This is a genomic window from Lysinibacillus composti (assembly GCF_016908465.1).
In the GTDB taxonomy this organism is placed as follows: Bacteria; Bacillota; Bacilli; order Bacillales_A; family Planococcaceae; genus Ureibacillus; species Ureibacillus composti_A.
Genome location: NZ_JAFBDY010000027.1, coordinates 1 through 26,367 on the forward strand (window position 1 = coordinate 1; position 26,367 = coordinate 26,367).

General features: G+C 38.6%; 21 protein-coding genes. 17 read left to right on the top strand and 4 right to left on the bottom strand.

What is annotated here, in order from left to right:
- Window positions 1-1,009 precede the first annotated feature (1,009 nt).
- From JOD29_RS17750 to JOD29_RS17825, 16 genes are all read left to right on the top strand, one after another.
- Entirely contained in the window at window positions 1,010-1,279 is a 270-nt protein-coding gene (locus JOD29_RS17750; RefSeq protein WP_124765956.1) for a YlmC/YmxH family sporulation protein, read from the top strand.
- Window positions 1,276-2,049: a dipicolinate synthase subunit A gene (locus JOD29_RS17755; RefSeq protein ID WP_124765958.1), complete on the top strand. Its 774-nt coding sequence runs from the start codon at window positions 1,276-1,278 to the stop codon at window positions 2,047-2,049. The genes JOD29_RS17750 and JOD29_RS17755 overlap by 4 nt, the downstream gene beginning before the upstream one ends.
- Before the next feature lie 4 nt (window positions 2,050-2,053).
- Complete coding sequence (locus JOD29_RS17760; RefSeq protein WP_124765960.1) at window positions 2,054-2,644, top strand: dipicolinate synthase subunit B; 591 nt, start codon at window positions 2,054-2,056, stop codon at window positions 2,642-2,644.
- An 84-nt stretch (window positions 2,645-2,728) separates the two neighbouring features.
- Window positions 2,729-3,766, top strand: a complete 1,038-nt coding sequence (locus JOD29_RS17765; RefSeq protein ID WP_124765962.1) for an aspartate-semialdehyde dehydrogenase — start codon at window positions 2,729-2,731, stop codon at window positions 3,764-3,766.
- A 25-nt stretch (window positions 3,767-3,791) separates the two neighbouring features.
- Complete coding sequence (gene dapA / locus JOD29_RS17770) at window positions 3,792-4,691, top strand: 4-hydroxy-tetrahydrodipicolinate synthase (RefSeq protein ID WP_124765964.1); 900 nt, start codon at window positions 3,792-3,794, stop codon at window positions 4,689-4,691.
- Window positions 4,692-5,221: 530 nt separating this feature from the next.
- Window positions 5,222-5,905, top strand: a complete 684-nt coding sequence (locus JOD29_RS17775; protein ID WP_124765966.1) for a GntR family transcriptional regulator — start codon at window positions 5,222-5,224, stop codon at window positions 5,903-5,905.
- 141 nt (window positions 5,906-6,046) lie between these two features.
- Complete coding sequence (locus JOD29_RS17780) at window positions 6,047-7,348, top strand: MFS transporter (protein ID WP_124765968.1); 1,302 nt, start codon at window positions 6,047-6,049, stop codon at window positions 7,346-7,348.
- Window positions 7,349-7,616: 268 nt separating this feature from the next.
- On the top strand, window positions 7,617-7,823 hold the full coding sequence (locus tag JOD29_RS17785) for a hypothetical protein (protein WP_124765970.1): 207 nt from the start codon (window positions 7,617-7,619) through the stop codon (window positions 7,821-7,823).
- 476 nt (window positions 7,824-8,299) lie between these two features.
- Window positions 8,300-9,967 carry a ribonuclease J gene (locus JOD29_RS17790; protein WP_124765972.1) on the top strand — a complete coding sequence of 556 codons (1,668 nt, stop codon included), beginning with the start codon at window positions 8,300-8,302 and terminating at the stop codon, window positions 9,965-9,967.
- A gap of 517 nt (window positions 9,968-10,484) precedes the next feature.
- The gene (locus JOD29_RS17795) at window positions 10,485-10,640 is read left to right on the top strand and encodes a hypothetical protein (RefSeq protein WP_158610577.1); all 156 of its coding nucleotides are present in this window, start codon (window positions 10,485-10,487) and stop codon (window positions 10,638-10,640) included.
- Window positions 10,641-10,688: 48 nt separating this feature from the next.
- Window positions 10,689-13,058, top strand: coding sequence for an FtsK/SpoIIIE family DNA translocase (locus JOD29_RS17800; protein WP_124765974.1), 2,370 nt, complete (start codon window positions 10,689-10,691; stop codon window positions 13,056-13,058).
- A 195-nt stretch (window positions 13,059-13,253) separates the two neighbouring features.
- A complete protein-coding gene (locus JOD29_RS17805) occupies window positions 13,254-13,982 on the top strand; it encodes a GntR family transcriptional regulator (RefSeq protein ID WP_124765976.1) in 729 nt (242 codons plus the stop codon).
- A gap of 45 nt (window positions 13,983-14,027) precedes the next feature.
- Entirely contained in the window at window positions 14,028-15,098 is a 1,071-nt protein-coding gene (locus JOD29_RS17810) for a BMP family lipoprotein (RefSeq protein WP_124765978.1), read from the top strand.
- A 477-nt stretch (window positions 15,099-15,575) separates the two neighbouring features.
- Window positions 15,576-17,117 carry an ABC transporter ATP-binding protein gene (locus JOD29_RS17815; RefSeq protein WP_124765980.1) on the top strand — a complete coding sequence of 514 codons (1,542 nt, stop codon included), beginning with the start codon at window positions 15,576-15,578 and terminating at the stop codon, window positions 17,115-17,117.
- A gap of 1 nt (window position 17,118) precedes the next feature.
- Window positions 17,119-18,168, top strand: a complete 1,050-nt coding sequence (locus JOD29_RS17820) for an ABC transporter permease (RefSeq protein ID WP_124765982.1) — start codon at window positions 17,119-17,121, stop codon at window positions 18,166-18,168.
- Window position 18,169: 1 nt separating this feature from the next.
- Window positions 18,170-19,129 carry an ABC transporter permease gene (locus tag JOD29_RS17825; protein WP_124765984.1) on the top strand — a complete coding sequence of 320 codons (960 nt, stop codon included), beginning with the start codon at window positions 18,170-18,172 and terminating at the stop codon, window positions 19,127-19,129.
- Window positions 19,130-19,427: 298 nt separating this feature from the next.
- On the opposite strand, the gene JOD29_RS17830 is transcribed toward JOD29_RS17825, so the two are convergent.
- The 3 genes from JOD29_RS17830 to JOD29_RS20505 form a co-directional block, all read right to left on the bottom strand.
- The gene (locus tag JOD29_RS17830; protein ID WP_158610578.1) at window positions 19,428-20,561 is read right to left on the bottom strand and encodes a Ger(x)C family spore germination protein; all 1,134 of its coding nucleotides are present in this window, start codon (window positions 20,559-20,561) and stop codon (window positions 19,428-19,430) included.
- Window positions 20,558-21,676 (bottom strand): GerAB/ArcD/ProY family transporter, encoded by a 1,119-nt coding sequence (locus tag JOD29_RS17835; RefSeq protein ID WP_240033620.1) that lies wholly within the window; start codon window positions 21,674-21,676, stop codon window positions 20,558-20,560. The genes JOD29_RS17830 and JOD29_RS17835 overlap by 4 nt, the downstream gene beginning before the upstream one ends.
- A gap of 99 nt (window positions 21,677-21,775) precedes the next feature.
- Window positions 21,776-24,607, bottom strand: a complete 2,832-nt coding sequence (locus tag JOD29_RS20505) for a spore germination protein (RefSeq protein ID WP_239585786.1) — start codon at window positions 24,605-24,607, stop codon at window positions 21,776-21,778.
- Between the two features lie 237 nt (window positions 24,608-24,844).
- On the opposite strand from JOD29_RS20505, the gene JOD29_RS17845 reads away from it, so the two are divergent.
- On the top strand, window positions 24,845-25,870 hold the full coding sequence (locus tag JOD29_RS17845) for a DUF3231 family protein (RefSeq protein ID WP_124765988.1): 1,026 nt from the start codon (window positions 24,845-24,847) through the stop codon (window positions 25,868-25,870).
- 25 nt (window positions 25,871-25,895) lie between these two features.
- On the opposite strand, the gene JOD29_RS17850 is transcribed toward JOD29_RS17845, so the two are convergent.
- Window positions 25,896-26,363: a hypothetical protein gene (locus JOD29_RS17850; protein ID WP_124765990.1), complete on the bottom strand. Its 468-nt coding sequence runs from the start codon at window positions 26,361-26,363 to the stop codon at window positions 25,896-25,898.
- Window positions 26,364-26,367 lie beyond the last annotated feature (4 nt).

Genomic DNA, 26,367 nt, shown 5'->3' on the forward strand with positions numbered 1-26,367 from the left:
CTTTTCTAATGTTTATCGTCGTTGAAAACATTGTATCCAAGAGGGCATAAAATGACTCTTTTCTTTTTACACAATTATATGGACTTAATCGTTAATCCCCTCAAAATAAGATGAAATCCAATGGTTTGGATGAGATAAGGGAAAAATTTTCCGCTATTGATAAAAAGGAAGCATCAAAAAGCCGAGATAAGGGAAAAATATTCCGTTAATCCCCTCAAAATAAGATGAAATCCAATGGTTTGGATGAGATAAGGGAAAAAACTTCCCTTATTTTAAAGAAATTAAGGGTATTTTCCAATTTAACGGAAATTTATTCCTTTATTTTTAAAGCCCCAAGGATATCAGCATTCAAAATCACTTAAAGAAAGCAGTTACACTAATCACACACTTTCATCAAACAGAGCTTTTACAAAAATGACCTCCAAATGACGATAATTGATGTATTAAGTAATAATAAGACGTTTGTTAAAAGTATACTTAGTATATATTAGTTTTAAATTATTTTAGATTCAGTGATTAATAACGCTATAGGTATTCATCCAATTTACTTTGCTCCAGATTTAACTTAGCTTCACCTGAGGATGATTCCACTTTCAACCTATAATACTCACTACAAAAGTAATGTCTGCATACAATATTTGATGTTCGGCTTTTTCGCCAGTTATGTTCAATAAAAGAGTTTTGTTCATAGCACCAAGTCGCAACACCTACCACAATTCCATTCACAGCCCAACCCCCACACTAACCAACAAATATTCCCACAAACTTAACCATCGCACTAGCTTACCACTATCAATACAAATAACCCACATCGTTCATTAATCCTGGATGTTTATGTTAAATAAAAATTAAGAGCTGCGGATCCGTAATGCAACGCTGCCCACTAGCATCACCACGTTTCACCCAAAAGTCTCAATTTACTTTGAGGAATTAAACTTTTGAAACATGATGGGCACCGATAATTATTGGGTTGCATATAGTATCAGTAAGCTCATGGAGGAGGGAAAATATGCTGCTGTCGGAGCTTGCAGAGAAAGAGTTAATTGAAATGGAAAATGGGGTTAGATACGGTTTTTTGGCTGAGACGGAATGTGTGTTTGATCCGAGAACGGGAAGAATTATCGGGTTTGAACTAGCGGATTTAGCTGCCAAAAAGCCATTCGCCAAAAAGAAATCTTCTACCCCACAGTTTGTGCCGTGGGAAGAGATTCAATTAATTGGGGAAGACCGTATTTTATTCCGCAAAACTACTGCGACAAGAAGGCATTTCGACTCATGAAAGAAGAAAAATGGTTAGTAGTTGGTACAGATGCTCGTCTAAAAATGCTCGCGAAAAAATTGAGCAAAGAAAACACACGTACGGTTTATTACAAAAATGAGAGCGTATGGGATGAAGATTTAAACAGAATGGTTTATGAATTTAAACCGAATTTTATTGTCCTTCCTATACATCCTCTGCCAGTAGAAGTTCCATTAGTGATGGGAGTTTCTGGAGCGAAAATATTTGCCGGGAAATTAAATGATGAATGGAAAAGTATTTTAAAAAACAACGAGATTTCTTACTACTTAGAAGATGAAGGATTTATTTGGCAAAATGCTGCGTTAACTGCAGAAGCATTTGTTTCAAGCTTCTATAATACAAAACAAGCAATTCAAGGGAAAAAATTTATTGTAACTGGTTTTGGCCGAGTTGCGAAAATGGTTGCCCATATATTGAGAAGCATTGGCGGGGATGTTTGTATCGCTGTTCGCTCCAATGTGCAATTAAGCGAAGCAAAGGCATTACGATATGAAGTGGTTCAATTAGATGATGTCGGATATGTGGATGGGGATGTCTTCATCAATACCATTCCAGCAAAATGGTTGGATCAAGAGTTCAATGAAAAAATAGCAATGCCAATTTATGATTTAGCCTCCTACCCTGGGTGTTTAAATGATGATGTAAGTCGCAAGGATTATGAATTATTACCAGCATTACCTGGAAAGTTTTTCCCAAACGATGCTGCTCATGTATTATATGAATCAATTGTTGGACAATTAAGGAGGTAAAAACGTGCTCGAGGGTAAACGAATAGGACTCGGGATCACAGCATCACACTGTACGTATGAAGATGTTGTTCCGAAGATTGAAAACTTTATTAAAGCTGGTGCATCGGTTGTACCGATTATTACACATTCCGTGTTAACAGCAGCAACGCGTTTTGGAACAGGTGAAGAATGGATTAAAAAAATTGAATCCATTACGGGTGAAAAAGTGGTTTCTTCGATCGCGGGAGCAGAACCATTTGGACCAAGTAATCCACTAGATTGTATGGTGATTGCGCCAATGACGGGGAACTCGATTAGTAAATTTGCCAATGCGTCTACAGATAGTCCAGTGTTAATGGCTGCAAAAGCGACATTACGTAATGGTTCACCTGTCGTTTTAGGTATTTCAACAAATGATGCGCTTGGCTTAAACGGCGTCAACATTATGAGATTATTAAACTCTAAAAATATTTACTTTATCCCATTCGGTCAAGATGATCCGTACAATAAACCGAATTCTCTTATTTCTGATTTCACAAAAATGGTCGAAACGGTTGAACATGCAATCAACCACAAAAAACAATTACAGCCATTATTTATACAATATTTGAAATAGTCGAATTTTCTAACACAACTATAGTTTTTTATGATACAATTTCTAACATTACTTAACTAGTATTATTTGAGGAGAGATGAATAGATGTCTAAGCAATTAACAGTTGCAATTGTTGGAGCAACAGGAGCAGTAGGTTCTAAAATGAAGGAACAACTTATTAAAAGAAATTTTCCTATTAAACATATAAAATTCCTAGCATCTGCTCGTTCAGCAGGAAAAGAGATCGAATTTAACGGTCAAACTTACACTATCGAAGAAGCGACGCCAGAAGCGTTTGAAGGTGTAGATGTTGCATTATTCTCAGCAGGTGGTTCGGTGTCTGCAAAATTAGCACCAGAAGCTGCAAAACGTGGCGCAGTGGTAATTGACAATACAAGTCATTTCCGTATGCACCCAGATGTACCTCTAGTAGTACCAGAAGTTAACCGTGAAGCTTTAGCAAAACATAACGGCATTATTGCCAACCCAAACTGCTCAACTATTCAAATGGTGGCAGCGTTACAACCAATTCGTGAAAAATTTGGTTTAACAAAAGTGATTGTTTCAACGTATCAAGCTGTTTCTGGTTCAGGTATTTCAGCGATTGAAGAATTACGCGAACAAAGCGCACAATGGGAAGCTGGAAAAAATGTAGAAGCAAACATTTTACCAGCAAAATCAGACAAAAGACATTTCCCAATCGCACGTAACGTCATTCCGCAAATTGACGTATTTACGGATAATGGCTTTACTTACGAAGAAATGAAAATGATCAACGAAACGAAAAAAATCCTGAGCATGCCTGAACTTTCAGTAGCAGCAACATGCGTACGTGTTCCAGTCGTTTCTGGACATTCTGAGTCTGTTTATATCGAAGTAGAACAAGATGCAAGTGTTCAAGATCTATTCGAAGTATTTAAAAATGCACCAGGTGTTGTGTTACAAGATGATATTTCAAATCAAGAGTACCCAATGCCAATTTACGTAGAAGGGGAAGACCCAGTATACGTAGGACGCATTCGACAAGACCTTTCAAACAAAAAAGGCTTCCACTTATGGGTTGTATCAGACAACTTATTAAAAGGAGCAGCATTAAACTCAATTCAGATTGCAGAAGCGATGTTAGAGGACAACTTACTTTAGGATTTCCTTAAGGGGTGTTTATATAGTGGATCTAGGTCGTGTTGCTACAGCGATGATTACTCCATTTAACGACGATGGATCAATTAATTATGAAGTAGCAGAGCGAGTAATTGAGCACTTAATCCAAAATGGTACAGATTCAATCGTAGTATGTGGTACTACAGGTGAAACCCCAACATTAACCGTACAAGAAAAAAGAGATTTTATCGATTTTACAATTAAAAAAGTAAATAAACGCATTCCTGTTATTGCAGGGGTTGGTTTAAATGACACTGCTTACACAATTGAGGCAACAAAAGTAGTAGAGGCTTTTGGGGCTGACGGCATCATGGTCGTTGCGCCTTTCTATAACAAGCCAAACCAACGCGGAATTTACGCACATTTCGAGGCTGTTGCAAAAGTGACCGATTTACCGGTTGTGATTTACAATGTCCCAGGGCGCACAGGTGTAAATATCACATCACAAACAACAATCGATTTATGTAAAATTCCCAATATACGAATTGTCAAAGAAGCAAGCGGAAGTCTGGATCAAATGACAGAAATCCTCGCCAATGTTTCGGACGACACGTATGTTTATAGTGGAGATGATGCCCTAACACTGCCCCTGGTGTCAGTCGGCGGCAGAGGCGTCATTTCGGTAGTCTCCCATGTATGTGGTAATGAAATGCAGGCCATGATTCGCGCATTCGATGAAGGTCGCCATGACGTGGCTGCAAAATATCACCAAGCGCTGTTACCGGTGATTAAAAAATTATTCGAAAATCCAAGTCCGGTCCCAATAAAATACGCACTAAGCAAATTCGGTTTCTCCGTTGAAAAAGTAAGACTCCCAATGGTTGAACTCACAACCGAAGAAAAAAACTTATTCGATCAAGTCTGGGAGCAATTCCAACAAAAAGTAAAATCCATCGAAACCAACTGAATACGATGAAAGATACGAAGCTGCGGCGTGATGCCGTAGCTTTTTTGTGTTTGGTTGTTTACGTGCGGGTTTCTTTATAATATGTGTGGGTTTGCCCAGTTTAAGTGCCACTTTCTTGAAAATATGTGTGGGTTTGCCCAGTTTAAGTGCCACTTTCCTTGAAAATATGTGCAGGTTTGTCCAGTTTATGTGCGACTTTACTGAAGTTATGTGTGAGTTTGCCCTTTACGTGCATCTTCAATTCTATCGTGCGAGTTCATCACATATTCGTGTGATATTATATTTAATGTGCAAGGCCCACTTTTTCTAACTCCCTTCATTCGCCACATTAACCACTATGTCAGCATCTACCAAACTATTTAAAATCGGACAATAAGAGCTAGGTTGTGACGCTATTCTACCGTGCCGTCGAATTATAAGGAAAAGATTTCTAATCATTTTCGAGAATAATATTGACTCTAAATAGAAAATTATTGTAAATTATTTCTAGTATAACTGTGTACAATTATACAATTAGAGGGGGTAATACGATGGTCTCTTCCACACAAGGTAGAATATCAACTAAGGACTATGTGTATTTGCAGTTAAAGAAGGAAATTGTGGGTGGGGAACTATTACCAGAAGCACAAATTAATGAGTTGGATCTATCCAAACGTTTTGACATTAGCCGAACACCATTACGTGAGGCATTGCAACGACTCGAAATTGAAGAATTAGTTGTTCGGTTGCCCAATGGAAGATTGAAGATTTCGCCTGTTTCCGTTGAAGATGCACGGAGTATCTTTAGTGTTCGTAGTGCACTAGAAGGCCTAGTCACCAAAGCAGCGACTCAAAATTCGAATGAACGAGATTTAGAGGAACTACGACTTCTTACAGAGCTGTTAGTCAAAGCAGCTAATCTAGGAAACAATGAGGATGTGATCTATTACGGAGATCAGATTCATCATCGTCTTTACGACATGAGTCAGCATAAGTTTGCGGTGAAAATACTGAACAATATGAATGATCATATTATGCGTTACAGAAGAATCGGGCCGAACACAAGTCACACTCGTAGTAAAGAAGCAGCCAAAGAACATCTCGAACTCTATGAAACGATTGCTGCTGGAAATGCGGAACAAGCCGAGAAATTAATGCAGAAACATATTAATAACAGTTTAGATGCAGCCATCCAATCTATCGAAGCACATTTACAAACACAAAATTGTAAGTAGGATTGCCGATATTACATCAATGCAAATCGGATGCTAGATTTTGAAACCGGTTTCAGTGAAGTCTAAGCACCGTAATACCAAGGCGTTTTGCAAGATTAATTGACTGAATTTTCTAGCATTAAATTTCGTAGGGGGGATTTTATGTCGAGTACTACAGTTCCAACGCAAGACGAAAAAATGGATAAGTCAAAATTGAAGGTATTTTTTGGTGCCTATATTGGGTGGATTTTTGATTATTATGAAGTGTTTTTATTAAGTTTCTTAGTGATTCCCATGGCTTCAGCACTTTCGCTTTCAACAGCACAGGTTGCATCTGTCTTTTCAGTTCAGCTGGCGTTTTTAGCTGTAGGTGGAGTTGTATTTGGATACTTAGGAGATAAAATCGGACGCAAAAAAATATTAATTCTAACTCTCGTAATCTTCTGTCTAGCGACGTTAATGAGAGGTTTTAGCTTTAATTACGAATGGTTAATCGTTTGGACGGCAGTTGCTGGTTTTGGACTAGGTGGGGAATATGGAGCCGCCCAAGCGTTAGTTAGTGAAACCGTTCCATCAAAGCAACGTGGTTTTTGGAGTAGTATGCTTTATGGTGGCGCTTATATCGGGATCTTTTTAGGTGCTTCTGTAGGAGGCTTTTTATTACCTGTTATCGGATGGCGCTGGACATTTATTTTATCTGCTTTCCCTATCTTATTTGCCCTTTATTTACGTAAGGACGTTGAAGAGTCACAAGTATGGGAAAAAGAGGTGCTAGAGAAAAAGGATGTTCAAAAAGTCAAACTGACGGAAAAGTATGGACTGCGTAGATTTTGGAAACCATTTGCAATTGCCTTAATCGCGGCGGTTCTGCAATATTTCGCATATTATGGGATTACAAACTTCTTACCTACGTATCTCGTAAAATATGAAGGATTCGAAATGGGTACTGCCGGTTGGTGGCTTTTCTTCACAGCATTTGCAGGTCTAGTAGGCTCGTTTATTGCAGGCTATACAACGGACAAATGGGGACGCCGAATTACACTTTGCTATCTGGGCGTTGTCGCAGCATTAGGAGGACTTATTCTTTATTTAACTTGGAGTAGCTTAATTAGTTCATTCTTAATTTTAATTCCAATGTTCTTATTATACTTTGGATCAAATGGTGCATCCGTCTTCGGGTCGTTATTTAGTGAGATCTTCCCAACGGATGTTCGAGCGACAGGGATTTCATGGGCACTGCAAATTGGACGAGGCCTTTCCGCAATCCCGCCGTTAATCACAGCGGCAGTCTTCCCGGTTTACGGCTACAAGCCAATCATCTTGGGAGGTGCAGCATTATTCCTACTTCTCGCAATCTGGGCTTGGGTATTCCCAGAAACGAAAAATAAAGATCTCTTTAAAGAAGATGAATCCAATGAAGGCGAAAAATCCGAAGTAGAACCAGAATTAACGCCAAACACATAATGAGCTTGAGGGGGAAACAGACTCTATGAAGGAGTCTGTTTCTTTTTATATTTTAATAGAAGGGGGAGGGCCACCTGGGATCATGATCTAGTTGATGAAGACCAAAATTGGGTGTGGGAGAAGTAAAAAGGTCATCATGCAGGAGATGAAGACCAAAATCGGATATGGTAGAAGTAAAACAGGTCTTCATTCATCTGATGAAGACCAGATTGGAATACTGGGGAAGCAAAAAGTGTCTTCATGCAGGAGATGAAGACCCAAACCAGATATGGAAGAAACAAAACAGGTCTTCATTCAGGAGATGAAGACCCAAACCAAATATGGAAGAAACAAAACAGGTCTTCATTCATTTGATGAAGACCAGATTGGAATACGGGGGGAAGTAAAAAAGGTCTTCATGCAGGAGATGGAGACCCAAACCGAATATAGAAGAAGCAAATTAGGTCTTCATTCTTCAAATGAAGACCTAAATTAGATACAAAATAAATCAAAAGTGTCTTCATCAACCCGATGAAAGCCAAAACCTAACAAAGTAGGAACTATACGAGTCTTCATCAAATAAACCTGCAGATACCCGGATCTCATTCAACACGTTATCCGAGCAAATCGAGTTGTTATCCGGTCAAAAAGGAAGTCTAACCGGGCGAAACAAGAAGTCATCCAGTCAAAATCAAATCCATCCGAGCAAAACCCCTGCCCATGCAGTCAAAAAACGCTTTTCCCAAGCAGGAATTCTCCCACAACTTTACTCACTCCTAACCAATGCTCCACACGCCATTGACCATAAGAAAAACCCCTGTCAAGAAGGGCTCACTAAAGCTCATCCCAAGCGCACCAAGATACGCACCACTTTTTTCTAATTTATTCGCTTTTTTATTTGTTATTCATTGCTACTCCCCGTATAATGATGGTAAGTGGTTGCTGTTCGGGATATTTTTAGGAGGAAATATTGTGTCAAAAACTAAAAATGAAGTAATCCGAGTAATCCCTCTTGGCGGAGTTGGAGAAATCGGAAAATCGATGTACGTGATCGAAATTGACGAAGAGCTTTTCGTTGTTGACAGCGGACTTATGTTCCCAGAAGATGACATGTTGGGGATCGACATCGTCATTCCTGATATTACATATTTGGTAGAGAATAAAGAACGCGTCAAAGGCATTTTCTTAACACATGGGCATGAAGATGCGATTGGATCAATTTCATATGTACTACAAAAAATTAAAGCGCCTGTTTACGGTTCAAAATTAACAATTGCGCTTGCGAAAGAACATTTAAAAAATACACCAGAATTACATCAAGTGAAATTCTTTGAAGTCACAAATAGAAGTCGTATGAATTTCCAGTCAACTTATGTAACGTTCTTCCATACAACTCATAGCATTCCTGATTCATTAGGGATTGTCTTCCATACGTCGGAAGGTGCGATTGTGCATACAGGTGAATTCAAATTTGACCAAGCGGCAAAAGGGAAATATAAACCAGATATTGCAAAAATGGCTCAAATTGGGGAAGATGGAGTGTTCATTCTTTTATCGGAATCAACAGAAGCTGAACGTCCTGGCCATACAACGAGCGAAAACGTGATTCAAGAAAAAATTGCAAAATATTTCTATTCTGCCCCTGCACGCATTATCGTAGCAGTATACGCTTCAAACTTTATTCGTATTCAACAAGTGTTTAACCATGCACAAGAGTCGAAACGAAAAGTGGCGGTTGTCGGAAAAAGTTTAGAAAAAGTGATCGATATTGGCGTGAATTTAGGGTATTTAACGATCGATGAAGAGACATTAATCCCTGTAAAAGAAATTCATAAATACCAAGACGATGAAATCATCATTATTGTTACTAGTAATCAAGGTGAACCACTTGAAGCGCTAGACAAAATTGTTCGCAAACAACACCGTGATGTGAGAATCAAAGATACTGATACAGTACTCATTACGTTTACGCCATCACCAGGCATGGAGATCCAAATGGCAAATGCCATGAACCAACTGGCAAAAGCGGGAGCTAATGTATTATCTGCTGATAAAAAGATTCATGTATCCGGTCATGGTAGTCAAGAAGATTTGAAATTCATGCTAAACTTAATGAAGCCAAAATATTTTATCCCGATGCAAGGCGAGTACCGTATGCTAATTGCACATTCGAAATTAGCACAATCATTAGGCATGCAAAAATCTCAAATCTTTATTGCCGATAAAGGCGATGTTGTCGAATACAAAAGTGGAAAAATGCGCATGAGCGGCCGTGTACAAGCGGGGAACGTTCTAATCGATGGAATCGGTGTGGGTGATGTAGGTAACATCGTATTACGCGATCGTAAATTGCTTTCACAAGATGGTATCTTTATCGTCGTAGTGACGCTAAACCGAGCACAAAAGAAAATAGCATCAGGACCAGAAATTTTATCGCGCGGATTTGTTTATGTACGTGAGTCAGAAGAGCTTATTGTTGAAGCAACTGAACTTGCGCGTACAGTCATTGAAAAGTATGTTAATAAAGAAACATTTGAATGGACAAACATTAAACAAGAAATCCGTGATACACTCAACGCTTATTTATTCCAAAAAACAAAGCGCCGCCCAATGATTATCCCAATTATCATGGAATACTAAGCAACAGTCATAAAGGATTTTCTTAAGAAAGCACTTAAGAAAATCCTTTTTTTGACTTTAAAGCGCCTCTCAATATGTGGAGATAGTAGGGAAATATGGCTTTTCCCCTTATTTCATGTGAAAATGATTAAAATGGGATTTGGCACTTTGGCATTTTAATAGCGTGAGTGAAATTATGTGAATTTTGGGCTTATGAAGGTCAAAAATAGTGTGGGAAATCATACAAATGAACTTCATCGGGGTAATGAAGTTCAATAAGTGAAAAAGCAGTGTTAGAAATGAACTTCATTCGGTTGATGAAGTTCAAAAATGATGGAAGTAACTCGGGAAATGAACTTCATTTGGGTAATGAAGTTCAATAAGTGAAAAAGCAGTGTTAGAAATGAACTTCATTCGGTTGATGAAGTTCAAAAATGATGGAAGTAACTCGGGAAATGAACTTCATTTGGGTGATGAAGTTCGAAAAGTGAAAAAGCAGTGTTAGAAATGAACTTCATTCGGGTAATGAAGTTCAAAAATGATGGAAGCAGCCCGAGAAATGAACTTCATTCGGTTAATGAAGTTCAAAAAAGATGAAGCATCCCGAAAAATGAACTTCATCCGGGTAATGAAGTTCAAAATGATGGAAGCAGCCCAAGAAACGAACTTCATTCCCACCCAAAGAAAAAATTAACATTAATTACAAACCAAAAAAGTTAGCAAAAGAAAAGTAGGTGATCATATGGCATCGATTAAACGAAAAAAATCAGCCACAAAAACGAAAGCAAAGTCTGGTATGCATCCACTCGCCTATGAAATTATTGGATTATTATTAATTGCCTTTGCCATTATGGTGTTTTTTGAATATGGCGTAGTAGGACGCACGATGCAAACTATGACGATGTTCTTATTTGGTAATTTACATATTCTCGTTCCTTTTTTTGCGGTGTTTATCGCATTAGTCATTATGATTCAAAGAAAAGGAATAACGCTAAAGGACCGAATTATTCAAGGAGCGCTTTTGATCCTTTGTAGTTTATCGATTTTTAGTCATGGGTTGTTCTTTGAAGAGCTTTATAAAAGCAATGACTTGTTAACGAATTCTGTGATTCGTGAGACGTGGAGAATACTTATTGATATGGAGGGGATTGTAACACGTAGCCATTCCCTTGGTGGAGGGATGGTAGGTGCCCTTCTGTATGCGATGTTCCATGTGTTGTTTGATGCAAAAGGGGCTCAAATCGCGGCATGGTTCCTTTTATTAATAGGGATTGTGTTAATTACAGGAAAAGCGCTTGTGCCCATTATTGCGGAAAAGGCGCCTAATATGAAATTCAAGCTTCCGAAGAGAAAACGTCGTGCAAGAACGGTCGTGAAAAAAGAGAAGGAACCGGAGCCAACACCAACACGTAAACGACGGGCAAAAACTGAGGATCGCACGGCCATTGAGACAGCAGCGACAACTGACGAAGAAGAAGTAACAGTTGTGCAAATGCGTTCCATGTTCGATGAGGATGATGATGACGATGAACCAATTATTTCGGCGTTTACACAGAATATTAACCATCAACCTCAGGAACCGGAGCCAAAACCGCAACCAAAACCAGCACCACCTCAACCAGAAATTGAGGCTGATCATGAAAATCTCGAACATACAATTACAAAAGCTGTAGAGAATAATGTTGAGAATGTGGATTATGTATTGCCAACGATGAATTTATTGCAATTGCCACCGCAGCATGATCAAAGTGGCGAGTATACGGTTATTCAAGGGAATGCGAAAAAGTTAGAACAAACTTTTGCAAGCTTCGGGGTAAAGGCAAAAGTGATGCAAGTTCATTTAGGACCTGCTGTTACGAAATACGAAGTGATGCCTGACGTCGGAGTGAAAGTAAGTAAAATTGTGAGCTTACAAGACGACTTAGCTTTAGCATTAGCGGCGAAAGATATACGAATGGAAGCGCCAATTCCGGGGAAATCGGCTATTGGGATTGAAGTACCGAATAGCGAAATTGCCATCGTAACATTGCGCGAAGTATTAGAATCAAAAGAAAATAACAAACCAGATGCGAAATTACTGATTGGATTTGGTCGCGATATTACAGGACAAGCCATTTTAGCCGAACTAAACAAAATGCCTCACTTACTTGTGGCAGGTTCTACTGGTAGTGGTAAATCTGTCTGTATTAACGGCATTATTGTATCGATCCTGATGCGTGCTGCTCCACATGAAGTAAAAATGATGTTAATTGACCCGAAAATGGTTGAGTTAAATATGTATAATGGGATTCCGCATTTATTAGCACCAGTTGTGACGGATGCGCGGAAAGCTTCTCAAGCGTTACAAAAGGTTGTTTCTGAAATGGAGCGCCGTTATGATCTATTTTCCCATACAGGAACGCGTAACATTAAAGGCTACAATGACCATATAGACCGATTCAACGAAGAAAATGATGAGAAACATCCGAAGTTACCTTACATCGTCGTCATTATCGATGAGTTAGCCGACTTAATGATGGTAGCCTCTCATGATGTAGAGGATTCGATTACACGACTTGCTCAAATGGCACGTGCAGCGGGGATTCATTTAATTATCGCTACACAACGTCCATCTGTAGATGTTATTACAGGGGTCATCAAAGCCAACATTCCGTCACGTATTGCTTTTGCCGTATCATCTGCTATTGATTCGCGCACAATACTAGATAGTGGAGGCGCTGAAAGACTTTTAGGGCGAGGTGATATGTTATTCTTACCAGCAGGCTCTTCAAAACCAATTCGTGTTCAAGGTGCATATCTTTCGGATGCAGAGGTTGAAGCAGTGGTAGATGCTGTTATCGAACAGCAAAAAGCACAATATGATGAAACCATGATTCCTACTGATGAACCTGAAACGACATTTGAAGAAGAAACAGATGAATTGTTCGATGAAGCTGTGAAGTTAGTTGTTGAGATGCAAACGGCTTCCGTATCCATGTTGCAACGTCGTTTTAGAATAGGGTATTCAAGAGCTGCACGTATTGTCGACCAAATGGAAATGCGCGGTGTCGTAGGACCTCCTGATGGAAGTCGTCCTCGTCAAGTGCTACAGAATAAGTCTAGTGTTGAATAGTATGTCATATTCATTGTAATAGTGTGACAATAAATGACAAAAGTATGACAATAAAATGACATAATTTAAATTACCAAAATCTATTACAGTACAGAATTTTATAAAACTATTTTCATAATTCAATAAAAATGTTATATTATGTTTCGAATTAGTAGGAATGTTCAACATCAGATGTCTGACTTGTGTGGTGATACTATGTCAATTAAATCAGATCAACGTCATCTATATCTTCAAGTCATTGATCGTTTGAAAGCAGACATTGAAAAAGGTATTTATAAAGAAAACGAAAAATTACCGTCTGAATTTGAACTTTCCAAGGAGCTTGGGGTAAGTCGAGCAACTCTGCGTGAGGCGCTACGACTATTAGAAGAAGAAAACATCATTGTGCGTCGTCATGGTGTAGGAACATTTGTTAATCCAAAGCCTGTATTTACGTCAGGGATCGAACATTTATCAAGCATTTCTTCAATGATTGAAAATGTTGGAATGACCCCTGGCACAGTGTTTATCAATGCAACGGAAAATTCGCCGACAGAACATGATCTGGAACGATTTCAGTGTAGTGCGGAAGATGCTGTACTCACAATTGAACGGGTTCGAACAGCGGACGGAGAGCCTGTTGTTTATTGCATAGATAAGGTTTTGTCAAAAAATCTACCATCTGACTACGTACAAAAAAAAGGCGTGTCCATTTTCTCATCACTTGAAGAATCCGGTGATATTCATGTCGCTTATGCTGTCACTTATATAGACCCAGTCGGCTATCATGAAAGCGTTTCACCGATATTAAATTGTGGTCAAGAAACGGCACTTCTCGTCTTAAAGCAGCTTCACTATGACGTAAATGATCGTGTTGTACTCTATTCAAAAAATTATTTCAGAGCTGATAAATTCAGCTTCCATGTTATTCGAAAACGGGTGTGAACATCCCAAATGCTAATCAACTAAATCCTGAGGGGGACTTTTCTAATGAAAAAAAGTAAATTTGGTTTTGCTCTTTCTTTACTAGCAGCCGGTTCAATTCTTGCAGCATGTGGTGCTGGAGATAAAGCTGAAGACTCAAACAAAGACGAAGGAAAAACAGCTTCTGAAGGTGGAGATTTCTCAGTTGCGATGGTAACTGACACTGGTTCGGTTGATGATAAATCATTTAACCAATCAGCATGGGAAGGAATCCAAGCATTTGGTAAAGACAATGGCTTAGAAAAAGGTAACGGTGGCTACGACTACCTAGAATCAACTTCTGATGCTGACTACAATCAAAACTTAAACAACTTACTTCGTCGTGACTTTGACTTAGTATTTGGGATCGGGTTCATGATGGGTGATGCAATGCTTGAAGTAGCAGAACAACAACCAGATGCACAACTGGCAATCGTTGACGCAGTTGCCGATGCACCAAACGTAACATCTATTCTTTTCAAAGAGCAAGAAGGTGCCTTCCTTGCAGGTGTAGTTGCAGCTGAAATGTCTAAAACTGGTAAAGTTGGTTTCGTTGGTGGTATGGAAAACGAAGTAATTAAACGTTTCGAAGCTGGTTTCCTTGCTGGTGTAGAAGCAGTTAACCCAGACATCAAAGTTGACGTTCAATATACAGGTGACTTCAACAAAGCAGAACTTGGTAAAACATCTGCAAACCGTATGTACTCTTCAGGCGTAGATATTATCTTCCACGCTGCAGGTGGTGCGGGTAACGGTGTATTCACTGAAGCAAAAGAACGTAAAGAAAAAGATCCAAATGCTGACGTTTGGGTAATCGGTGTTGACTCTGACCAATATGATGAAGGACAAGTTGATGCAGATACTAACGTAACACTTACTTCTATGTTAAAACGTGTTGACGTAGCTGTTAAAGACGTTGCAACTAAAACAAAAGAAGGTAACTTCCCAGGTGGTACTGTAGTTTACGGTTTAGCTGAAAACGGTGTAGACCTTGCAGATTCTCGTGGAGCAATTCCTCAAGAAGTATTAGACTCTGTTGAAGATTACAAAACAAAAATCATTAACGGTGAAGTAAAAATTCCTGAAACAGTTGAGTAATACATTTCGAATATAAAAATTCTTTCAAAAATCATCATAGGGGCCTAAAAGTAAAGCCTCTATGGTGGTTTTATAGTTTGTATAGATAATCTGACAATTACGATTATTTAAAATAACGGGAATATTTTTGAGTTGTAAACAAATAGTAAACATTAAGAGTAATCTATAAATTCATAAAATTTTGATGATGTCTTGAAAACCAATTCATGTTGAAATTAATAGATGAAAGGTTTTCGCTGAAGGCTTTCATGTGTTAATTTTGAACGAAAAATTTGAACAGTGTCTAGCTCAGGCGGCTAGGCTCTCGCGTCGCTTAGGCCGACAGGATGTCGGTCATGCAACCGTTCCCACAGGACGTGGGGCTCTTAGGTTGCCTTCCGATTTACCTACGCATGCAAGCATGCTTCTCGGAAGTCTCCAGCGCGTGTCGAGCCTAAACGAGCCGCCTTCGCATTTCAAAATAAGGGAGTGAGATTTTTGGAATATGTTATTGAAATGCTCGGCATCCGTAAAGAATTCGGAGGTTTCGTAGCAAATAACAACATTACCCTTCAACTGAAAAAAGGCGAAATTCATGCACTTCTTGGTGAAAACGGTGCAGGAAAGTCAACGTTGATGAACGTTCTATTCGGTCTTTATCAACCAGAAGCAGGGGAAATTAAAGTACGTGGAAAATCAGTGAAAATTACAGATCCAAATGTGGCGAACGATCTTGGAATCGGGATGGTTCATCAACATTTCATGCTTGTTGAAAATTTCACTGTGACAGAAAATATTATTTTAGGTGCTGAACCAACTAAGGGTGGCATTGTAAACATAAAAAAAGCAGCAAATGAAATCCAAGCACTCTCTGAAAAATACGGCTTAGATGTGGATGCAAATGCTAAAATTCAAGACATTTCCGTTGGGATGCAACAGCGTGTTGAAATTCTTAAAACTTTGTACCGTGGTGCCGAAATTTTAATTTTCGACGAACCGACTGCTTCACTGACTCCTCAAGAAATCACAGAGCTTATTCAAATTATGAAGCGCTTAATTCAAGAGGGGAAATCGATTATTATCATTACCCATAAGTTAAAAGAAATCATGGATGTATCGGATCGCGTAACGATCATCCGAAAAGGGGAAGGGATTGGCACAGTCGTTACGGCTGAAACCAATACGGATCAGTTAGCAGAAATGATGGTAGGACGTCAAGTAACGTTTAAAACGGAAAAAGGTCCTGCAAATCCTACAGAAGAAGTGCTAAATGTTCAAGATTTAGTCGTGCTCGATTACCGAGGCGTTGAAAGAATTAAGAAACTAAACTTAACTGTTCGCAAAGGTGAAATCGTTGGGATTGCCGGGATTGACGGTAATGGACAAACGGAGCTAATCGAAGCGATTACAGGTCTTCGTAAAATTAAAAGCGGTAAAGTGTTGATGAATGGTCAAGATGTAACGAATAAAAAACCTCGTCAAATTACAGAAACTGGTTTAGGACATATTCCGTCAGACCGTCATAAACACGGATTAGTCCTCGACTTTACAATTGGACATAACATTGCGTTACAAACATATTATCAAGAGCCATTTTCGAAAATGAGCATTATGAATTACAAAGAAGTTTCGAAAAAGGCAAAACAAATTATCGAAGAATTCGATGTTCGTTCAGGTCACGGTGAAGCAAGTTTGGCCCGTTCTTTATCTGGTGGTAACCAACAAAAAGCGATTATCGGACGCGAAATCGATCGAAACCCTGATTTATTAATTGCGGCCTTACCAACTCGTGGTCTTGACGTTGGGGCGATTGAATTTATTCACAAACGTTTAATTGAACAACGCGATAAAGGAAAAGCCGTCCTATTAATTTCGTTTGAATTAGATGAAGTGATGAACGTTTCGGATCGTATTGCCGTTATCCATGATGGAGAAATTTTAGACATAGTCGAACCTAAAGAAACAAACGAACAAGAACTAGGTTTATTAATGGCTGGAGAAAAGAGAAAATCAGCCGGCGCAGTAAAGGGGGACGAATAACATGTCAAATCGTGTAATTAATATACTCGTTCCTGTCATTTCCGTCATTATTGGATTAATTGTCGGTGCCATTGTAATGGCCGTTTCTGGCTATAATGCAGTCGATGGTTACATAGCTCTATGGAATGGTATTTTTGGAGATTCTTATACAATTGGTGAAACAATTCGCCAAATTACACCATATATCTTAGCTGGTCTTGCCGTTGCCTTTGCCTTCCGAACTGGATTATTCAACATCGGGGTTGAAGGTCAGTTAATTATGGGGTGGGCAGCAGCTGCTTATGTAGGATATGCAGTGGAAGGTCTTCCAAAATTCATCCATTTACCATTAGCGTTAATTGCAGCAGCTCTTGCAGGGGCTTTCTGGGCCTTTATTGCAGGGGTGTTAAAAGCGAGATTTAATGTACATGAAGTAATTGCAACAATCATGCTTAACTACATTGCCTTACATGTTTCAAATGCCTTAATTAAGGTTTGGGCTGATGGTGGCGATAAAACACAACGTATTCTTGAAACCGCTTCACTTCGTTCTCCATTTTTAGAATCAATTACGCAATATTCCCGTTTACACTGGGGAATCATTGTGGCGTTACTAATGGTTGTCGTGATGTGGTTCATATTAGATAAAACAACTCGTGGTTACGAATTAAAAGCAGTAGGATTTAACCATCATGCTGCTGAATATTCAGGTATGAGTGTTCGTCGAAATATTATATTAGCCATGACGATTTCTGGTATGTTCGCGGGTCTTGGTGGGGCAATGGAAGCCCTAGGAACGTTTGAATACGTTGGGATCAAAGGTGGATTTACGGGAATCGGATTTGACGGGATTGCCGTTGCGTTATTAGGTGCTAATACACCACTTGGGGTTATCTTCGGTGCAACATTATTCGGCTCCCTTCAAAACGGTGCCTTAAACATGCCAAACGAAGCAGGAATTCCTACGGAGATCGTTTCGATTATTATTGCCTTAATTATTTTCTTTGTTGCATCTGGATATGTCATCCGCGTGCTTCTGGAGAAATTCAATTCTAAAAAGGAGGGAAAATAATATGAGCTTTTTAGACGTATTATATTTCATCATCCCTTCTGCCATTTTCTATGCTGCACCATTGATTTTGGCTGCAATTGGTGCTGTTTTCTCTGAACGATCTGGTGTTGTCAACATCGGGGTTGAAGGAATTATGGTCATAGGTGCGTTTGTTGGGATTGTGTTTAATTTATTTACAGTTGATGTGTTCGGAGACTTTACTCCGTGGGCATCATTACTTGCAGCATTAGTCGTTGGGGCTGTATTCTCATTATTCCTAGCGATTCCAGCGATTTCATTACGTGCAGACCAAACTGTTACAGGGGTTGCGTTAAACTTACTAGGTGCAGCGGTTGCATTATTCTCAGTGAAATTGATTTTTGACAAAGGTCAAACAGAATTTATTACAGAGCGTTTTGCTCGATTTGATATTCCAGGGTTAGCAAGTATTCCAGTCCTTGGACCAATGTTCTTCCATAACGTATATGGTACGTCCATTTTAGCGATTGTTGTCGCAATCGTCGCTTGGTTTGTGATTTACAAAACTCCATTTGGTTTACGTCTACGTGCAGTAGGGGAACACCCAATGGCTGCAGACACAATGGGGATCAACGTAGCAAGAATGCGTTATATCGGTGTTATGATTTCTGGGGCTTTAGCTGGAGTCGGTGGTGCGGTTTACTCACTAACGATTACAAACAACTTTAGCCACGCAACGATTAGTGGACAAGGTTTCATGGCCATCGCCGCAATGATCTTCGGTAAATGGCATCCACTAGGCACGATGGGAGCTGCCCTATTCTTCGGGTTAGCCCAAGCCTTAAGTATCGTAGGTGGATCAATCCCTTACGTACAAGACATTCCAAACGTATTCTTATTAATTTTACCGTATGTCTTAACAATCATTGCCCTTGCTGGATTCATCGGCAAAGCCAACGCGCCAAAAGCAAGTGGTATCCCTTACATCAAGGGACAACGATAGTCGAGAAAAATATAGTTTAATTATGTGATGAAAAGTCGGGCCTCGTGCTCGGCTTTTTTTGTTGGGGTGGGGAGATGAATGAACGAGAAATCGTGAATGGACTTGGAAAGAAAAGTCGTTCATCAGGTAATTGCACAAGAGGCCATGCTTTCTCCACCAAGTTGTTTTATTTCAGGGAATAAAAAGATGCAGGTACAACCGTGCATTCTTACTCAAATAAAAACAAGTGGGGAAGAATATAAAATTCTCACCACTTGTTCTAATTTACAGGCTTCGGGGGAATGTTCACCGTGCATTTCTATTCAAACACACCGTTACGAAGGACTCTGATATCGGTTTTGATGTTCACTTTCATGTTTTTGAACTTTTCGCTCCATTCTTCTTCTGTTATATGCGGATTTCTTGTATGGGTGAAATAGTAATCGCCGAAACCAAAAACATCAGAACCAACTTCTTGACCGTATTTTATGACTCTTTCTAATTCCTTTTTTATTTCTTTATTTACGGCTTCTTCGATTTTTTTTAAATCTTCCATTTTGCTGATTTCAACACTTCTGTGAATTTCTAATAATCTGCAATCAGCTTTGATCGTTAAATCGAATTCTGGTGTGTCTGAATTTACTATTTTAATCGACCTTTTAGAATCAAGTGAATCGATTGCGATCGGGAGTTTATCGATTTGTAATTCCTGTTTTGAATCATCTATATCAAATCCATCTTTTGGTAACAAAAGTTCAAGTGTCCCTTGTTCAACATCCTTTCGCGCCAACAGGATATAGAATACGTCCTTTGAAGGTAGCTTCCCAACTAATTTCCCTTTGTGGAACAGTCCAACGTCCTTAATCATAATACTTTCTTCTTGTCTTTTTATAATTGGGATGACCGTATTTTTGTATGGTGAATATAGATCTCTAGACACTTCATGAACTGTTGAAGAGACGGTAAGTCGTTCATCTACATTTTGATCGATTAAACTAAAGATATGTTGACCAATATCTTTAATGCTTGGAAATTGATATTCAAGTAAATCCTTTGTATCTCCTTCCACAACGGCTAAATACACACTTGTACTGATTTCTGAATTCATCATGGTCGTATGAAGGGCGCCCTCTATTCCGTTTTTTGCTAAATTTTCGCTTAACAAAATTACTCTCAGTTGTCCGGCCATCAGTTTTCTTGATGTTTTTAAATTCGTATCAATTCGCGTTCCTTTACTAGTAGGGGCTGTTGCAGATTGTATTTCGATTCGACTTTCAAACTCTGGACTCACTTGCCGAATGACAGCGGTTGTAGTGATTTCCGTATTTTCTTCGTTTACATCATAACCAATCAGTGTTGGTAAACTAAGACGTTCAAGTATTCTTTCTTCTGAACATCCAACCAAAAGAACAGTACAACAAAAGATTAAAATGATTAAAGTTGGTTTTTTCAAGGTTGTTTCACCTGCTGCTTTGATTTAGTCATCTTCTTTTTTAACCAGGCCAGAAGAAATAATACAAAGGGGTAAATAAATACTAAATAAAATGCAAATTTGGAAAGAATATTATTCATCATATTAATTTCTGCTCTTGATCTAACAAATAAAGTGGCAATAATCACTAAAATAGAAAAGATCCAAGCATATTTTGTTGGGCTTATTTTCACCATTCTTAACAGCCCACGATAGGTAGCCCACATATATAAACAAAGATTTGGTAATATGATCATCATCCATGAACAAATAGTAAAAATCTCTATTCTTTCAAAAAAGGGTAGACGGACGATACTAAACATGGATAGTGTTGGCCAAATCGTTTTTGTTAACTGCTGACCGCTAAAAAAAGCTTGTGCTAAGAGCATTAAAAGGAGATACCCAGCCATGGTGCCGGCTAGTCCTAAATGGGCAAATTTTTGTACCTTCTTCTTTTCTTTTACATAAGGATACAGAGTATAAATAATTTCAAACCCGACAATCGTAAAGGTCATGGCATAAGTACCTTTTATGATGCCCATCAAATCATTTAACAAAGGTATTAAATGGTTATTATTTGCATATGGCAAAACAAAAAGCAGGGTAGGTAAAACCCATATCGAGAAGAAGAAACTGAAAAAAGAAACCCCGATAATAACTCTTAAGCCCCCAGTAAATGCATAAATCACAATAATGAAGAGCGTTGCATATAGGAACTGAGAGTTAATCTGAGGGAATACCCAAGTGACAATAACTTCAATATAGTTTTTGCATACTGCAAAAAAAGCAAAAGTACAATAAAACATATAGATAAGATTAAAAAAGTTCCCAATGTACTTTCCGTAAATATCTATGTGTATCCCATAAAAGTCATTGGTTCCACCGTACAATTCTAGTGTTTTTATCATAATAAACATAACAATATGCGCGAATATAAAACTGACAATGACAGCGATCCATGAATCTTGTTTGGCACTATCATAAACAACATTCTGAAAACCGTGGATCCCAACGCCAATTTGTGCACTTGTAATGACGAAAAAGAGAAGAGAAGCGTTGATCATTTGATTGTTTTTAATTTCAAGCCTATTATTCACTCTTTCACCTTCTCGTAGTTACAAATTTTACTTCTTTTTTAAGATTTAAAATGCTATTTTCCAATGCTCCTGCGGTTACTCGTCGCAGAAAAATCATGCTCATTTTTTCTTTTTCTTATTGGTAATTAGTCTTGAATTAATGGATTGTCTACTAATAAATGGCATTGGCAGTCGAACGATACTGTCTGGCCAATCTTTCAACCTTGCCGGATAGAATGGTGCTAAATATGGCCCACCTAATGAAGTTTGTCTCAATAGATGAACGAGCAAAATACATAAAGTAAACATAATCCCATAATAGCCCCAAAAACCTGCACAAATAATAATTGGGAATCGGATCACTCGGATTACATTACCCATCATATAATTGGGTGTTGTAAAGGAAGACAACGCACATAACGCGATGATAATAATCAGGATATTACTCGTAATCCCCGCTTGTACTGCAGCTGTTCCAAGGACAATCCCTCCAACGATCCCAATCGTTTGACCAACTTTTGTTGGTAAACGAGCGCCGGCTTCGCGAAGCAATTCAATAATTAATTCTAAAAAAATGGCCTCTAAAATCGGAGGGAACGGAACAATTGCCCTCGATTCACTTAAAGGGACTAAAAGTGGTTGTGGAATGACTTCATAGTGAAACGTCAGGGACGCAACATATAAAGGTGTAAAATAAATCGAAATAAAGATGGCTGCAAATCGTAATAACCTAACAAAAGTTGCAACAGGCCAACGTAAATTTGAGTCTTCCTTACTTTGGAAAAATTCAATAAATGAAATTGGAGCAAGAATCGCCATCGAACTTCCATCAACCACAATCCCAACTTTCCCTGATAATAACCCATCACAAAAACGGTCAGGTCGTTCCGTTAAAAGCATTTGAGGAAAGAGGGAAAGTGAGCTATCTTCAATCAACTCAACAAGCGATGCACTATCGATCAAATCGGCAATAGAGAGATTAGAGAGTCTTTGTCGTACCGTATTGACATGTTCATCAGCTGCAATCCCATCTATATAAAGAAGGGAAACGGAAGTATTCGTTTGTTTCCCAAGTCTGAATTTTTCATTCGAAAGATTAGGATTGACGATATATCTACGAATTAACGAAATATTAGTCGATAAATTCTCATTAAATCCAACTTGGGAGCCAATTACTTGTGATTCATTTTCAGGTGCGGATAATCCGCGAGATTCACGTGCTGGTATTTTCGCTAATACAATTTGGGAATGACCATTTAAGTGAATACAAACTACACCATTCAACATGGAGTTCACTGTTTTATTAATATCAGTGGCGAGTTCAACTCCAGGAATAGAAAGATTCCCTGAAATAGATTCCGGCTCATTATGATTCGTTTCTTGTAAATATTTAAGAATAAACTCGTTAAGGAAATTGCTTTCGATCAAATTCTCAAAATAGAGAATCGATATTTTCTCAGTAACAATACGCACAACTAAATCTGCTGGATAATGCGTTTTCTCTTGAATTGCATTTATAAAAGCTGCACTTTCAGATGGATTGCTAACTTCTTCTTGACCTGCTTGATTTGTATTACTTCCCGAAGACTGTGATTGTAGTGCTTCTCCTGCGCCTTTGTTCATTGCGCCTACTTGGGTATCGGTAATCTGATTATCTTGTTGCTGATCAGCAGGGACTTCTCGAAAGAACGAAACGGCATCATTCGCCTTATTTGAAGTCAATTCTTGCAAATGATCAGTATTATTTAACCGTTCGATTCCAGGTGTTTCCAATGGCGAAGTCTGGTTACTCGCATGATCCGATGAATCTTTCAAAATTTTAGGAGAATGTCCTTGTCCCTGCTCGTTTAACGTCGTTAAATTTGATTGATCGCTCTGACTAACTGGTTGACTTTGAGTAGATGAACCAGAATCATTTGATTGTTGTGATTCCTGTTGATTGCCTTGGTTTTGTTCTTGAGCCCCTTGTTGCATACCTTGTTGAGGGCTTTGGAATTGCCCTTGCATTCCTTGTTGCATGGCTTGTTGATTGCCTTGGTTTTGTCCTTGAGCCCCTTGTTGCATACTTTGTTGAGGGCTTTGGAATTGCCCTTGCATTCCTTGTTGCATGCCTTGTTGAGGGCTTTGGAATTGCCCTTGCATTCCTTGTTGCATGCCTTGTTGAGGGCTTTGGAATTGCCCTTGTATTCCTTGTTGCATGCCTTGTTGAGGGCTTTGGAATTGCCCTTGCATTTCTGGTTGCATGCCTTGTTGAGGGCTTTGGAATTGCCCTTGCATTCCTTGTTGCATGAATTGTTGAGGGCTTTGGTTTTGCGATTGAGCCCCTGGTTGCATGCCTTGTTGAGCGCCTTGATTTTGCCCTTGCGCACCAAATTGCATGCCTTGCTTAGCATTTTTCTTTAAAAATTTAGCGCCCGGTAGATTGTCTTGCTGCAAGTTTTGTGGATTTTTACTCTGTTCTCCATCTTCACTTGTTTGGGCGACAATCGGGTTTTTAAATATTGAAAATAAACCCCCTGACTCCATATTCTCCGGCTGGTTATATGGAGTATTCGAGCTGTTCGATTCATCCCAGTTTTTCGCTTGAAGGGGATCTTGATTCTGTGTCCCTATGTTAAGGTTTCCACCTGGTCCTTTATTTTGACTTTGTGTATTTGGTTGTTGTAATGATGCATGTTGAGAAGGAGAGGAAGGGATCTCATTGATATCATGGTGAAAAGGTTGACTCGGAATGCCGATGTCGTTGATTCCGGGAAACTTTGGAGCTTCTCTAATCACAATTTTTGAATTTGCTCCTATTTGTCCAGTCTGCTGCTGAACTGAATCTTTTCCCGCAACGTTTTCTCCTTGCTCAGGTGTAGTTGCATCATCATTTTGGTTAAGAGAAGTCGGATGTTCTGCTTCTTCGTGCCTTTTCTTCTGTGAATGTTTTCCTTTTTTCTTAAACCACATAATTATCTCCTCTTGTCTGCATCTTATGTATAGAATTGACGAGAGAATAATTAACTATACTACCTTTGTTTCACAAGAAAGGTTTTGTTGATGAAAAAAGGAGGGGAATTAAGAATTAAGGGATTTCTATAAAATGACGAATGAAATTTCCGTTCTGCCTTTAATCTTCTAATCCTACATAGAAAACAGTTTTTTTGTACATAATATACCTATTAAAAAGTTAAGAGAGGTTATCAAATGAATAATGAAAACATACGTTTAACATCCTCTGAAATTGCTGCACTTTGGACGACCTATATGAATGTGAGTATGATTAAGCAACTTATAGGTTATTTGTTAAAGCACATACAAGATTCAGACATCAAGCCATTAGTACAGACAGCATATGAAACAGCAGCCAAGCATTTAGAAGAATTAGAATTAATATTTGAAAAAGAACATTTCGCAAAACCAAATGGCTTTTCAGAAGAAGATGTCAACATGGATGCACCATGGCTGTATACTGATACTTTTAGTTTAAATTATGTAAGCCATATGGCGAGGGTAGCCATGGTAACTTACAGTGGGTTTCTAGGAATAAGTTATAAAAAAGAGGTTCGCGATTCTTTTACAGAAGCCTTAAGAGAAGTCACACAAATTTATAATCATGCTTTGGATATCGCCTTAGCAAAAGGAATTACCTCAAGACATCCATATATTGAAGTACCTTCAGAAACGGATTATGTTGATAGTAAAAAATATTTTAGTGGGTTAAATCCATTTAGTGAGAAACGTCCACTGAATGCCATTGAAATTACACATTTATATATGAATGTCGTAAATAATACACTTGGGGCAAAATTAAGCATTTCATTTGCACAAACATCCCCTACAAAAGAGGTTCAAGAATTTATGGTTCGTTCAAATGAAGTTGCACAGAAACATATTAAAGTGTTTGCTGATATTATGATGAAAGAAGAAATGATTCCACCAAATACGCCTGATGTGAGTCTAAGTAATTCAACTACTCAAACATTTTCGGATCGATTAATGATGTTCCAAATGGCTCTTCTAACAGCTACAGGAATTGGAAACTATGCGACGTCGGCTTCCGTAAGTCAGCGAAGTGATTTGGCAATGAATTATGAACGGTTGTCAGCAGAAATTTCAAAGCTCGCTAAAAGTGGGGCAGACCTAATGATTCAAAATGGATGGATGGAGCAACCGCCAGGAATTAAAGATCGTGGAAAGTTAATAAAGGATAAAGAAAAAGCTGATCAGTAAGGTCAGCTTTTTTGTATGTGTGAATTTAGATTTGACTATGTTGCTGTGAGTTTCTAAGAACAAGTTGTATTAAATAACCTATGAGAACACCTGGAACGATACTGAGTAACGGAAGCCAAATGGGTCCTAATAAAATCCCAAACAAAGTAAATTTACTTGAAAAAATAACGCCGACTGTCATAGAATAGGCCGCAAAAACAAAGGGCAACGAAGCGAACGACTTTTTGCCACCACCCGCATCTCTATAGGCATCCCACATGGCAAAAAAATATAAACAGGGGTAAAACATAATCCACTGATAATTCGCGGTTTTAATGGCCATGCCAATATCGCCTAAAAAACTGTACATAATGACTTCGTTAATAAGACCGCATACATTGATTAAAAATTCTAGAAGAATCAGCGTAATGCCTTTTACATATTTGCCATTTAATAATTGTCCAAAACCGGGTAATGCAATGCTCCACAATAAGATCTCTTTTGCATTTTTCACATTC